Here is a 12,717-nt window from a genome sequence, read left to right on the forward strand (position 1 = left end):
ACTGCCCACCATCCCCCGCACGGACCGACGTGGACGCCGCCGGCGCGTCCCGGCCTGCACGTCGGTGCGGTCGCCGGAGCACATCGGAGGAATACCCGTGACCCATCCAGACCCCGCCCGCCGTCGTACCCCGTTGCACTGCGGCTGGCAGTTGCACCTGCTCCACGGCGCCCCGGGCGCCCCGGCGGACCTGCAGCACCAGGCGATCGATGCCGTCGTGCCGGGGACCGTGCACACCGACCTCATCGCCGCCGGCCACCTGGCGGACCCGAACGTGGGCACCCGAGAGGACGAGCAGCACTGGATCGGGGCCTCGACCTGGTCCTACGCGACCACCGTCGCGGCCCCGGCCGAGCCGGGTGAGCGCACCGAGCTGGTGTTCGAGGGCCTGGACACCCACGCCGAGGTGTTCCTGGACGGGGTGCGCCTGGGGGAGACCAAGAACATGCACCGCCGGTTCCGGTTCGATGTGACCGGGCTGCTCATCCACGCCGAACACCGCCTGGAGGTGGTCTTCCACCCGATCATGGCCGAGGTGGACCGGGTCCGCGAGGACGTCGGGATCATGCCGGCGGTGGAGGCCACCCACTACCCGTACGTGCGCAAGATGGCCTGCAACTTCGGCTGGGACTGGGGCCCGGTGTTCATCACCGCCGGGATCTGGCGACCGGTGCTGCTGGACACCTGGTCGGTGGCCGCACTGGACGATCCGGTGCCGCTGGCCACCCTCGACGGCGACGACGGGGTGCTCCGGGTGGCCGCCACCGTGCGGAGCACCGGAGCCGAGGAAGATCTGCAGGTGCGGGTCCGGGTCGATGCCCACCCGCACAGCGGGGGCGGGGACCTTCCGGGGGACGGGGCCGGGGGGCACGACGGCGGTGACCACCCGGGTGCACATCGCACCACCGCGGAGGTCCGGGGGGACCGCGTGGAGACCGAGGTGCGGGTGCCCCAGGTGCGTCCCTGGTGGCCGGTGGGGATGGGGGAGGCGACCCGCTACCCGGTCACCATCGAGGTGTGCACGGCCGACGGTCAGGTCCTGGACCGGGTCGAACGCCGGGTGGGCTTCCGCACCGTGGAACTGGTGCAGGAGCCGGACGCCCACGGCGTGGGTTTCCAGACCGTGATCAACGGCCGGCCCGTCAACGCGCGCGGCTTCAACTGGATCCCGGACCTGCCCTTCCCGTCGGCCATCGGCGCCGAGCGGTACCGCCGGCGGCTGGACCAGGCGCTCGCAGCCAACGCGAACACACTGCGGGTGTGGGGTGGGGGGATCTTCGAGCCGGCGGAGTTCTACGACGCGTGCGACGAGCGCGGTCTGATGGTGTGGCAGGACTTCCTGTTCAGTTGCGCCGCCTACCCCGAGACCCCGTGGTTCCGCGAGGAGATCGAGGCCGAGGCCCGCCAGGCCATCACCGACCTGTCCCACCACCCCTCGCTGATCCTGTGGAACGCCAACAACGAGTGCCTGATGGGGTACGACGAGTGGGGCTGGAAGGAGATCCTGGACGGGCGGCCCTGGGGCGCGCACTACTACGGCGAACTGCTGCCGTCGCTGGTGGCCGAACTGGACCCCTCCCGGCCCTACATCCCCGGCAGTCCGAACTCGGGGGACCTGACCACCTCCCCGAACGCCGACGAACGCGGCCCCTCGCACCTGTGGGACGTGTGGAACGAGTTGGACATGGTGGCCTACCGGGACCGCACACCGCCCTTCGCCGCGGAGTTCGGGTTCTGCGGACCGCCCACCCACGCCACCCTGCGCGCAGCCGTCCCCGAGGGGGAGCTGACACTGGACAACCCGGTGGTGCGCCACCACCTGCGCGCGGAGAACGGGGTGCACAAGCTGAACAGCCGCATCGGTGAGCACTTCCCTGCCGTGGCTACCGACGACGACTGGTTGTGGATCGCCCAGCTGCACCAGGCCCGCGCGCTGATCCTGGGCGTGGACCACCTACGTTCGTTGCCGCGGTGCACCGGGGCGTTGGTGTGGCAGCTCAACGACTGCTGGCCGGTGATCTCCTGGGCCGCGGTGGACTCGGAGGAGCGGCTCAAGCCGCTGTGGTACGCCCTCCGTTCGGCCTTCGCGCCGCAACGCCTGAGCGTGCAGCCACGCGATGGGGCTCTGGTCCTGGCTGCTGTGAACGATTCCGGGCAGGCCTGGAGCGTCACTGCGACGGTGCGCCGGGTGGCCTTCGACGGCACCGAACACGCCAGCACCGAGGTTTCCCTCGAGGTTCCCGTCGCCGGTACGGCGCAGGTGGCCCTGCCGGCCCAGGTCGCCCACACCGGGGACGAGCGCGCCGAACTGCTGGTGATCGAGGCCCCGGGTGCGGAGCGCACCACGTGGTTCTGGGCCCGTGACACCGAACTGGCCTACCCGCGCGCCGGCTGGGACACCCAGGTGCACCAGGCGGAGGACGGGGTCGACCTGGTGGTGACCGCCGAAACGCTGGTGCGGGACCTGACCGTCTTTCCCGACCGGCTGCTCGATGCCGACGGCGACCCGCTGCCGGCGTCGGCGGTGGCCTCCCGCGCGCTCATCACGCTGCTACCCGGAGAGGCCACCCGAATCCGCATCCTCGGCGCCGGCCCCGAGCACGCCGAGGCACTGATGACCCGCCCGGTGCTGCGCGCGGCAAACGACATCGAGGAACTGGCCCCGGCTCGCTGATCGGCCGGGCCGGCAGGGAAGCCGGAGAGGGCGTCGGGGCGGGGCGCAGCAGGACCGTCCCGGCGCTAACCGCCCAGGTTGTGTGCCGGCACCCAACCCGGTGCCGGCCCGGTGGTCCCGCGCAACACCATCTGGCTGGGTGTGAGTTCCTCGGTGGTGTCGGTACCACCGCGAATCAGGTGCAGCAGGGCCTGCGCCGTGCGGATCCCGTACTCCACCGGGTGCCGGTCCACCGCGGTAATCGCCGGACGCGAGACCGAGCACAGCAGCGAGTCGTCCCAACTGATCAGGGACAGGTCCCCGGGCACGCTGACCCGCGCCTCCTCGGCCGCCTGGAGCGTGCCGACGGACATCAGATCGTTGGAGCAGGTGATCGCGCTCGGCACCGGCCCGGTGCGCAACTGTTCCGAGATCAGGGAATGCGCCCCGGCCATCGTGTAGTCACCACCCGATCACCTTGATGCTCATCCCCCGCCGCTCCGCCTGCGCACCAACCTGGGCCAGACGGTGCCGCTCGTGCATCATGCGCAACGGTCCGGTGAGGTAGGTCAGGTATCGGTGTCCCAGAGCGGCGAACGCGTCCACGATGAGTTCCGCGACCGCCCGGTCATCGGTCTCGATGCTGCGGATTGTCGAACTGGTCGCCGGACCACCCTGCAGCACCGCCGGCAGGCCGAGGCGGGTCAGCAGCGGCAACCTGGGATCGTCCACGTGCTCATCGAAGAGGATCACCCCGTCCACCCGGCGTTCGGCCGCCCAACGCGAGTAGATGGCCAGGTCCGCACCGGACTGCGGGCTGACCATCCGCAGTGTCAGGGACATGTCCGCCTCGATCAGCACATGCTCGACCCCGGCGATGATCTGCATGTAGTAGGGCTCGGTGCCGATCATCTCCGGGTCACGGGAGAGCACCATCCCGATCGAACCGGTGCGCGCCTTGGACAGCGCTCGCGCCGATGAGCTCGGGTACCACCCGAGGTCCCGGGCCAGGGCCTGCACCCGGTCACGCGTCTCCTGGCTCACTCCCGGCCGGTTGTTCAAGGCGTAGGAGACCGCTGCCGGCGACAGGCCCAGACGGCGGGCCAGATCGGCGATCGTCAGGCGGTTGCCGTTGCTCACTCGGTTACTGTCCCACGGCCGGGCGCGAGGATGCTCGGAATCGGCTGGATGACAGTAGTCATGGCGCAGGCTGGGGCCCGCTCGTTACGCTGGGGGAGTGAATGTCTGGGAGTTCATCGGCTCGTACTGGTGGCTGGTCTTCCCGCTCGGCGGGATCCTCACCGGGGTGGCGGGGGGCTGGGCCCGGGCCGTGCGCCGTTGGGATGAACGCCGGCGCAAGCACAAGCTGGAGCTCGCCAGGATCAAGTACGGGAACCGGCCGCCCGTCGCCGACGGGGCACAGGGCCGCGGACGTGGCCCGGACCGCGCGGCCAGGGCGGAGCAAACCGCCGCCCGGCGCAGCGAGGCCCAGCGGCTGATCGCCGAGCATCAGGAGATCGACCAGCGCTGGCTGTCCTACGAGCTCGACCTGGCCAAGCTGATCGACTTCCCGGTGATGAGTGACATGCGCGAACCGGTGACCGTGGAGTTCCACCGGGCCAAACGCACCGCCGACGGCCTGCGGCCCGAGGATCCGGCCCGATTGGGCGAGGAGCAAGCCCTGGCCGACTACCGGGAGGCCGTGCGGGAGTACGCCATCAGTTTCGAGATCGCAGAGCGGGAGGCCAAACGGCGCCGGTCCACCGACTTCTCCCCCGAGGAACGGCGCACCCTGGAACGGGCGAAGCAGTTCCTGGCCCTGGCCGAGGACTCCGCGGCCACCAGTGCCGAACGGCAGCAGGCCTACCGGCGCACCCAGCACGAGCTGCTGGGTCTGATCGCGATCCCCGATGCCACCGACGACGCGGTCCGCCAGCGCATCGCCGGTGCGCTCGATGCGCCCTCCGGGGGCCCGCCCGGGACGCCCAGCAAGCCTGAGGTGGGGTCAGAGCGCGGCCTTGGCCTGCACCTGCCGCTTGATCCGCCACAACATACCGGCCATGCCGCGCAGGCGCAGCGGACTGACCGCCTCTCCCAGGCCCAACTGGTCCGAGACGTCGGCCGGCACGTCCAGGACCTCGGCCACAGTCAGCCCGTCCAGACCTTCCTGCAAGATCCCGGCGAAGCCGCGCGTGGTGGGTGCTTCGGGAGGCGCGGAGAAGAACAACCGGACCACGCCGTCGTCCCCGGTTCCGTCCACCTCGGCGACCAGGAACAGCGGCGACTGACACTCCGGAACCGGTTCGAGCAGTTCCGGATGGTCGCTGTAGCGCTCGGGCAGCGGCGGCAAACCGCCGGAGAACTCCAGCAGCAGTTGCAGCCGGTCCGGGACGGTGAGCGCGTTGAAGTCGTCCACGATCTGGGCCATGGCGGGAGGCAATGACACGGGCGTTCCTTCGATCAGACGGGAAAGGTGGCCACGTCCGATCATCTCACCTGTGCGCCCCGGGGCGCTCGCGGGCTGGTGCGCTCGCGGGCCGGCTCAGCGCCCGGGGACCTGCCCCGGTTCGGACCCGACCGCGATCGGCACCCGCACGGCATTGCCCCACTCGGTCCAGGACCCGTCGTAGTTGCGCACGTCGGGGAACCCGAGCAGGTACTGCAGCACGAACCAGGTGTGCGCCGAACGCTCCCCGATGCGGCAGTAGGCGATCACCGGCTGCTGTGGGTTCAGGCCCTTCTCGCCCCGGTAGATCTCCTCGAGTTCGGAGCGGGTGCGGAAGGTGCCGTCCTCATTGGCCGCGCGTGCCCACGGGACCGACTCCGCCCCCGGGATGTGCCCACCGCGCAGGCTGCCCTCCTGCGGGTAGTCGGGCATGTGGGTCTTCTCCCCGGTGTACTCCGGCAGCGAGCGCACATCGACCAGTTGCCCACCGAGGAAGTCCAGCACGTCGTCCTTGTAGGCCCGGATCGCCGAGTCGTCGCGCTCGATCACCGGGTAGTCCACGGGTTCGGGACTGGGCACCTCGGTGGTGAACTCCCGCTCCTGCGCCACCCATGCGGCCCGTCCGCCGTCGAGCAGGCGCACGTCCTGATGACCGAACAGGGTGAACACCCACAGGGCGTAGGCCGCCCACCAGTTGTTCTTGTCGCCGTAGATCACCACGGTGTCCTCGCGGCTGATCCCGTTGCGGCCGAGCAGGTCGGCGAAGCCCCGCCCGTCCACGTAGTCACGGGTCACCGGGTCGTTCAGGTCGGTGTGCCAGTCGATCTTGACCGCGCCGGGAATGTGACCGGTGTCGTAGAGGAGCACGTCCTCGTCGCTCTCCACCACCGCCAGGCCGGGCCGGCCCAGATTGTCGGCGAGCCACTGGGTCGACACCAGCTTCTCGGGGCGGGCGTAGGCGGCGAACTTGGGGTTGTCGTCAAAGGGCAGAGTCATGGGTGCCTCCTGGAATGGACGGGGTCTGCACCGATCCTCTCATCCACGCCGCTGCCCCGGGAACGTGGGGGCGGCGGTGCTCACGTGCTGGACGACAGCGCCTTGCGGTACAGGAGCAGCCGGCAGGGCATCGCGAGCAGTTCGCCCAGCCCGGGATAGCGGGCGGTCACCTCGACCTCGCCGGAACGGGCATAGCCCAGGCGCTCGTACCAGCGGCCCAGTTCGGCCTTGCCGGCGTGCGGCCGGTCGGTGGGGGTGAGCACCTCGATCTGCATCGAGGTGGCGCCCGACTCCCGCGCCAGGTCCTCCACCGTCTGCACGAGCCGGCGGCCCAGCCCCACGCCGCGGGCCGTCGGTGCCACCGCGAGCATGCCGAATGAGGCGACCTCACCCTGGCTGCTGGAGTGCACGGCGGCGACGATGCGCCCGCCGTCGACCGGCTGGGCCACGACGAGCGAGCCGGCGGCTATCGCGGCGGTGACCTGCCCCGCGTCGGTGCGGGTGGCACCCTCCCGCCAGAACCCTGCCTCGGCCTCGGTGTAGACCTGGTTGGTCAGGGTGGTGACGGCCTGCACGAGACCGCGATCGCCGGCCTCGGCCGGCACGAGCGGGCGGATCAGCGCGTCCGGGCGCGGGGCTGAACTGGTGGCCACACCCGAACGGTACGCCACCGTCACGGGCCCGGTGCCCGAGCGCCGGAAGATGCGCTCCGGCGGCACCCGTGCACACAATGGCGACCATGTATGACGTTGGATTCATCGTGGGAAGCCTGTCCGAGGAATCGATCAACCGGAGGCTGGCCGCCGCCATCGGGCACCTCGCCGGTGATCGGATGAGATTGACCGAGATCGAGATCGGTGACCTGCCCGTGTACAACCGCGACCTCGATGACGACCTGCCCGGCCCCGCGAAGCGGCTGAAGGATCAGATCGAGGGCGCCGACGCGGTGCTGTTCATCACCCCGGAGTACAACCGGTCGGTGCCCGCGGCGCTGACCAACGCGATCGAGTGGGCGTCCCGTCCCTTCGGGGAGAGAACTCCCTGACCGGCAAGCCCACCGCCGTCTGTGGTGCCTCCCCGGGCGCCGTCGGCACCGCGGTGGCACAGCAGGACCTGCGCTCGATGCTCACCTACTCCGACTCCCCGCAACTGCAAGCCCCGGAGATGTACTTCCAGTACACCGAGGGAACGATCGACGAGGACGGCACCATCCATGACGATGATGTGCGGCACGTGATCAGCGAGTTCGTCGACGCGTTCGCGCAGTTCCTGGACGAGCAGCGCTCGATCTCCTGACCTGAGTCGGCTGAGCACCTCCTTCCGCTCAGGCCGCCACCGACTCCAGCGCCAGCAGCCTCTCCTTCGCCGGCAATCCACCGCGGTAGCCACCCAGGGAGCCGTCGGAGCGCACCACCCGGTGGCAGGGCACCACCACCGGCAACGGGTTGGTCGCGCAGGCGCTCGCGGTTGCACGCACCGCCCGTGCCCGTCCGGACCGCGCAGCCAGGGTGGTGTAGGTGACGCGCTCCCGAACTCCACCGCCCGCAGTTCATCGAGCACCTCCCGGCGGAATCCCTTGGTCAGGGACAGGTCCACCTCGACGCTGAACTGCCGCCGCCGGCCCTCGAAGTACTCGGCGACCTGTGCCCGCACCGGTGCCAGCCGCCCGGGTGCGCGCAGGATCCGGGGGCTGATCCGTTCGGCCAGGTTCGTCAGCACCGCGTCGTACCCCTCGGTCTCGAACGCCACGCGCACCAGACCCCGTGGTGTGGCAGCCAGCAGCAGGCCCCCGATCGGGGTGTCCACCACGTCGTAGCCCACGTCCAGCGATCCGTCGTGATCGGCGCGCTCGGCCAGGTCGTCGAGCAGCCGTGCCAGTGTGGCCGGTTCCACGGTTCCGCGGATCGCCTCATCCAGAGCGCGAACGCCGGTGCGCTCCGGAGGGCTGTCGGGACCGGCGGGCCGGGCACCACTGTTGATGTGGTGGGTGGTCATCGTGCCTCCTCGAGGTAGTGCCTGCGCAGCGCGCGGCGACTCCGTCGGCGCAGGCGCGTCGCGCCGCGGCCGGGCTGCCGCCGAGGATCGCGGCGACCTCGGCATGGGGCAGCCCGGCGATGTGGTGATAGACGACGGCGTGGCGCTGCTTGTCCGGGAGGTCCCCCAGCGCCTCCCACAGGTCGCGCTCCCACCCGCCGGGCCGGTAGTGGGCACCGGGGCGTTCGGGGATGACGGCGGTGGGACGGGCCTGGCGGGACGTGCGCCGGATGTGGTCGATCGCCTTGCGGCGAGCGATCGTGACCAGCCACGCCTCGAGGTTGGCCCCCTCGTCCAGGTCGGGGTAGGCACCCAACGCGGCCAGGAACGTCTCGGACCAGGCGTCCTGGGCGTGATCGGGGCCGAGCAGCGCGGTGCACACGCGCAGCACGGTGGCCCCGTGGCGAGTCACCACCTGCTCGAACGGAACAGTCGTCATACCCGGTAGACGCACCCGGAGGCGTGGATGTGAGGTTGCCGGTCGTGCGGTGCCTCAGCCATGCCGAGGCTCGAGGAGGTCGGCGAGGTCGGCGAGGACGGGCACCTCGGCATCGGGCCTGGATGAGTCGGCCACGACGCGCTCACCCAGGGGCGCGTCCAGGCGCACGGTGTAGAACATGGCGGTGATCACATCGGGGCAGTTCAGCCCGCCCCACCGGGTGGCGTTCGGGGTGGTGGTGCGGGCGGTCAGGGTCACGGTGTTGCGGGACTCACGTACCTCGATCCCGGTCAGTTCGTCGCATTCGGTCACCTCGGCGCGCACCATCAGGTCCCGACCGTTCTCCTGTGTGGGCGCCACCGAGACGATCGTGCCCGTGCCGGGCACGGCGAAGCCGACCACCAGGGCGTAGGTGATGATCGCGACCACGAACAGGATCACCACGCCGATCGTCGAGAGCGTGAAAGCTCGAACGCGGCGTCGCTGCTCGTCCTGCAGCCGGGGAACGGCGGTGGCCATGCCCCCATGATCTCACCCGACCTCAAGGACAGGCGGGCAGCGGGTGCGGGTCAGGCCGATTCCCAGGGGTAGTCGTGGCGCAGGAACGCCTCGCGCAGTGCGTCCTTGGAGCCCTCGACCTCGCCGTGGAAGAGTTCACGGCCGGTGGCGCTGAGGATCACGATGTTGCTCCCCTTGCGGCGCACGCCGTCCACCTTCTCCCGCTCGATCACGGTCACCTCGTCACCGGAGCGGATCTCGATGCGCTCATCGGTGAGGGTGAGCACCGGTGACACCCGGAGCACGAACAGCGCCACCAGAAGGCCCAGCATGGCTCCGATAGCGGGCCGGCCCCAGGTGAGCCAGTCGTGGTCGAAGGAGCCGATCAACTGCAGCGGACCCTGGAACGGCATCCACGGCACCTCGGCTGCCCAGTTCGCCAGCAACGGAACCAGCAGGCCCACGCTTAACCCGAGGGCACCGAGGAGCAGCACGGTGAGCCAGCGGTCAGCCGGCCCCAGCCCGCCCACCCGGGTCGCGCCGTCGGGCACGGAGGAATCCTCGGAACTCACCCCCGCATGCTAGTGGTACGCGCGGACGGGCTCGCAGCGGATACCTACAGGTGGATCATGTTCCCCTCGGAGATGCCGTGCATCACCTCGTGGATCGCCTCACTCAGGGTCGGGTGGGCGAACACGTTGCGCGCCACCTCGTCGGCAGTCAGGTCCCACCGCTGCGCCAGGGTCAGGGCCGGGAGCAACTCGGTCACGTCCGGTCCGATCATGTGCGCGCCGATGATCTCGTTGTACTTGGCATCGGCGACCACCTTGATGAACCCGGAGGTGTCACCCAGGCCGGCGGCCTTGCCGTTGGCGGAGAACGGGAACTTGGAGGTCTTGACCTCGTACCCCTTCTCCTTGGCCTGCTCCTCGGAGTAACCGAAGGAGGCGATCTGGGGCTGGGAGTAGGTGGCCCGGGGGATGAAGTCGAAGTCGACCTCCATCGTCTCGGCATCCGCGATCGTCTCCGCGGCCACGATTCCCATCGCCGAGGCGGTGTGGGCCAGCATCAGCTTGCCGGTCACGTCGCCCACGGCGTAGACGTTCTCCACGTTCGTGCGGCCGCGGGAGTCCACCACGATCGCGCCACGCTCGGTGGCCACGTCGATGTTCTCCAGGCCGTAACCCTCCAGGCGGGGGGCGAACCCGGTCGCCGAGAGCAATCGGTCGGCCTCCAGTACCTGGGCGTCTCCGCCGTCGGCGGGGGAGACGGTGACCTGCACGCCGTCGCCGGTGTCGGTGACCGACTCCACCTTGGTGGACAGCATCACCTTCACGCCGAGTCGCTTGTAGTGCTTGAGCAGTTCCTTGGAGACCTCGGCGTCCTCGGTGGGCACCATCCGGTCCAGGAACTCCACGATGGTCACGTCCACCCCGAAGTTGGTCATGATGTAGGCGAACTCCACGCCGATCGCGCCGGAACCGGCGATCACGATCGACTCGGGCAACTCGGCGTCGAGGATCTGCTCCTCGTAGGTGACCACGTTCTCGCTGAGCTCGATGCCGGGGACCAGCTTGCTGGTCGCGCCGGTGGCGATGATGAGGTTGTCGAAGGTCAGGTCGGTCTTGCCGTCCTCACCCTCCACGGTCATCGAGGTCGCCGACGTCAGGGTGCCCCAGCCGTCCACCTCGGTGATCTTGTTCTTCTTCATCAGGAAGTGCACGCCCTTGACGATCCCGTCGGAGACCTGCCGGGAGCGCTTGTGCGTGGGTTCGTAGGACATCGTGGCGTCGCCTTCGATGCCGAACTTCTTCTTCTCCTTGGTCAGCACGTGGGAGAGTTCGGCATTGCGCAACAGTGCCTTGGAGGGGATGCAGCCCACGTTCAGGCACACACCGCCCCAGTACTGCTTCTCGACCACGGCAACCTTCTTGCCCAGTTGCGCCGCGCGGATCGCCGCGACGTACCCACCGGGACCGGCTCCCAGAACAACGACGTCATAGTGTGAACTCACAGCATCAGACTCTATCGTTGCTTGCGCCGAGGTACATCACCGGATAAGGAGTGATCGTGGATACGAGTGTGGCGGAGGACACCGTCGAGGTGGTTGCGCCTCTGGTCCTGGCGTTCGACGTCGGCTCTTCCGGCACCCGCGGGGGTGTGTTCGATGCCACCGGCACCGAAGTTGCCGGCCTGCGTGGCAAGTCCGGCCACGCCTTCATCACCGACGCCTCCGGGACCGCGGTGATCGATGCCGATGAGGTGGTGGCCGAGATCGCCGGGATCACCGATGACATCCTCGCCGAACTGCCCGCGGGCCAGAGCGTCGCCGGGGTCGCGATCGACACCTTCTCCTCCTCCCTGGTGGGAGTGGATGCTGCCGGCGCGGCGGTCACCCCGTGCTTCACCTACGCCGACACCCGTTGCCATGAGCAGGTGCTGGACCTGCGCCGGGAGTTGGACGAGGAACAGGTTCACCAGCGCACCGGCACCCGGTTGCACACCTCCTACACGCCGGCGCGGCTGCGGTGGCTGGCACAGGACCACCCGCAGATGTTCACCGCCGCCACCCGGTGGCTGACGCTGGGGGAGTACGTCTACCTGCACCTGCTGGGGACCACGGCGGTGGGCAGTGCGGCGGCGTCGTGGTCCGGGATGCTGGACCGCGTAGCCGGCACCTGGGACGAGGAGATCCTGGCGGCGGCCCGGATCACCGCCGATCAACTCAGCCCGGTGCACGAGCCGGACGAGCCGATCCGGCCGCTGCCGGGAAGCGCCGCCGCGACCGCTCTGGCCCGGCGCTGGCCGGCGCTGGCGGAGGCGGACTGGTACCCGGTGATCGGGGACGGGCTGGCCGCCAACCTCGGAGCCGATGCGGCCACACCCGGTGTGGTGGGGGTATCGGCGGCGACCTCGGGGGCGATGCGCACCATCGTGCCCACCGCGGCCGGGCGGTTACCGAGCGGACTGTGGTCCTACCGCATCAGCACCGAGCACACCCTGCTCGGCGGTGCGGTGAGCGACGTGGGCCGGGTGTCCAGCTGGGCCGAGAGCATCCTGCGGGTCGGAGGTCCGACGGCGAATGCCGGTGGACGCGCTGACGGTGCCGTCCTGGATGCGGTGCTGTCCGCCGAACCCGGTGAGGGCACACCACTGATGCTGCCGTTCCTCAGCGGGGAGCGCTCCACCGGGTGGGCCACCGGGGCCCGGGCGCACATCCTGGACCTGGGCGCGGCCACCACCGCCGATCAGATCTACCGCGGCGCGATGGAGGCCACCGCGCTATCGCTGGGCCGGATCGCCGAGCAGTTGCGCACGGTCACCGGCCCGCCGGACCGGATCGCTGTGGGCGGTGGGATGGCCAAGGGGCTGCCCGGTTGGCTGCAGATCCTGGCCGACGTACTGGGCACCGAAGTGGTGCACGTGCGGCACAAGCGGTCCACCCTGCGCGGCACCGCGCTCCTCGCGCTGGAGCACCTGGCCCCGGGGGTGGAGCGCAGCCGCGCCCAGACCGGTTCCCACTACCGGCCCGACCCGGCCCGGGCGGACTACTACGCCCGGCGCAAGGCCCGGTTCGAGGTGGCCTACGAGGCGCTCATCGCCGGTCCGGTGGGGTGAACCGGTGGCGCCGTGAGCCGGCGTCTCCCGGCG

The 12,717-nt window shown here is 70.1% G+C and carries 14 protein-coding genes and 1 pseudogene; 4 read left to right on the forward strand and 11 right to left on the reverse strand.

What is annotated here, in order from left to right:
- Positions 1 to 97 precede the first annotated feature (97 nt).
- A complete protein-coding gene (locus ACRRRO_RS08015) occupies positions 98 to 2,674 on the forward strand; it encodes a glycosyl hydrolase 2 galactose-binding domain-containing protein (protein ID WP_434081355.1) in 2,577 nt (858 codons plus the stop codon).
- 65 nt (positions 2,675 to 2,739) lie between these two features.
- Here the strand turns inward: ACRRRO_RS08015 and ACRRRO_RS08020 are convergent, their stop codons facing one another.
- The 5 genes from ACRRRO_RS08020 to ACRRRO_RS08040 form a co-directional block, all read right to left on the reverse strand.
- Complete coding sequence (locus tag ACRRRO_RS08020) at positions 2,740 to 3,108, reverse strand: substrate-binding domain-containing protein (RefSeq protein ID WP_434081356.1); 369 nt, start codon at positions 3,106 to 3,108, stop codon at positions 2,740 to 2,742.
- Between the two features lie 7 nt (positions 3,109 to 3,115).
- Positions 3,116 to 3,793, reverse strand: a complete 678-nt coding sequence (locus ACRRRO_RS08025; RefSeq protein ID WP_434081357.1) for a LacI family DNA-binding transcriptional regulator — start codon at positions 3,791 to 3,793, stop codon at positions 3,116 to 3,118.
- An 865-nt stretch (positions 3,794 to 4,658) separates the two neighbouring features.
- A complete protein-coding gene (locus tag ACRRRO_RS08030) occupies positions 4,659 to 5,144 on the reverse strand; it encodes a SufE family protein (RefSeq protein ID WP_424788781.1) in 486 nt (161 codons plus the stop codon).
- A gap of 51 nt (positions 5,145 to 5,195) precedes the next feature.
- On the reverse strand, positions 5,196 to 6,095 hold the full coding sequence (locus ACRRRO_RS08035; RefSeq protein WP_424795518.1) for a sulfurtransferase: 900 nt from the start codon (positions 6,093 to 6,095) through the stop codon (positions 5,196 to 5,198).
- An 80-nt stretch (positions 6,096 to 6,175) separates the two neighbouring features.
- The gene (locus ACRRRO_RS08040) at positions 6,176 to 6,748 is read right to left on the reverse strand and encodes a GNAT family N-acetyltransferase (protein ID WP_424795517.1); all 573 of its coding nucleotides are present in this window, start codon (positions 6,746 to 6,748) and stop codon (positions 6,176 to 6,178) included.
- A gap of 86 nt (positions 6,749 to 6,834) precedes the next feature.
- Between ACRRRO_RS08040 and ACRRRO_RS08045 the strand changes: the two genes are divergently transcribed.
- Together ACRRRO_RS08045 and ACRRRO_RS08050 are read left to right on the forward strand one after the other, a co-directional pair.
- Positions 6,835 to 7,140, forward strand: a complete 306-nt coding sequence (locus tag ACRRRO_RS08045) for an NADPH-dependent FMN reductase (protein WP_434081358.1) — start codon at positions 6,835 to 6,837, stop codon at positions 7,138 to 7,140.
- The gene (locus ACRRRO_RS08050) at positions 7,104 to 7,391 is read left to right on the forward strand and encodes an NADPH-dependent FMN reductase (protein WP_434081359.1); all 288 of its coding nucleotides are present in this window, start codon (positions 7,104 to 7,106) and stop codon (positions 7,389 to 7,391) included. Before ACRRRO_RS08045 ends, ACRRRO_RS08050 begins: the two co-directional genes overlap by 37 nt.
- Before the next feature lie 28 nt (positions 7,392 to 7,419).
- Here ACRRRO_RS08050 and ACRRRO_RS08055 read toward each other — a convergent pair whose 3' ends face one another.
- The 6 genes and pseudogenes from ACRRRO_RS08055 to lpdA form a co-directional block, all read right to left on the reverse strand.
- Entirely contained in the window at positions 7,420 to 7,572 is a 153-nt protein-coding gene (locus tag ACRRRO_RS08055; protein ID WP_434081360.1) for a methylated-DNA--[protein]-cysteine S-methyltransferase, read from the reverse strand.
- 170 nt (positions 7,573 to 7,742) lie between these two features.
- A pseudogene (locus ACRRRO_RS08060) lies at positions 7,743 to 8,090 on the reverse strand (hypothetical protein); the annotation flags it as partial.
- Positions 8,005 to 8,568 carry an RNA polymerase sigma factor gene (locus ACRRRO_RS08065; protein ID WP_434081361.1) on the reverse strand — a complete coding sequence of 188 codons (564 nt, stop codon included), beginning with the start codon at positions 8,566 to 8,568 and terminating at the stop codon, positions 8,005 to 8,007. The pseudogene ACRRRO_RS08060 and the gene ACRRRO_RS08065, both read right to left, overlap by 86 nt.
- Before the next feature lie 54 nt (positions 8,569 to 8,622).
- Positions 8,623 to 9,087 carry a hypothetical protein gene (locus ACRRRO_RS08070; protein WP_424795513.1) on the reverse strand — a complete coding sequence of 155 codons (465 nt, stop codon included), beginning with the start codon at positions 9,085 to 9,087 and terminating at the stop codon, positions 8,623 to 8,625.
- A gap of 50 nt (positions 9,088 to 9,137) precedes the next feature.
- Positions 9,138 to 9,638, reverse strand: a complete 501-nt coding sequence (locus ACRRRO_RS08075; protein WP_424795512.1) for a YqeB family protein — start codon at positions 9,636 to 9,638, stop codon at positions 9,138 to 9,140.
- 44 nt (positions 9,639 to 9,682) lie between these two features.
- Positions 9,683 to 11,080: a dihydrolipoyl dehydrogenase gene (gene lpdA, locus ACRRRO_RS08080; protein WP_424795511.1), complete on the reverse strand. Its 1,398-nt coding sequence runs from the start codon at positions 11,078 to 11,080 to the stop codon at positions 9,683 to 9,685.
- 56 nt (positions 11,081 to 11,136) lie between these two features.
- Here lpdA and ACRRRO_RS08085 point away from each other — a divergent pair, with 56 nt between their 5' ends.
- Entirely contained in the window at positions 11,137 to 12,684 is a 1,548-nt protein-coding gene (locus tag ACRRRO_RS08085; RefSeq protein ID WP_424795510.1) for a gluconokinase, read from the forward strand.
- Positions 12,685 to 12,717: the final 33 nt, after the last annotated feature.

Source organism: Sanguibacter sp. Z1732 (assembly GCF_051020515.1).
GTDB lineage: Bacteria > Actinomycetota > Actinomycetes > Actinomycetales > Beutenbergiaceae > CALKWS01.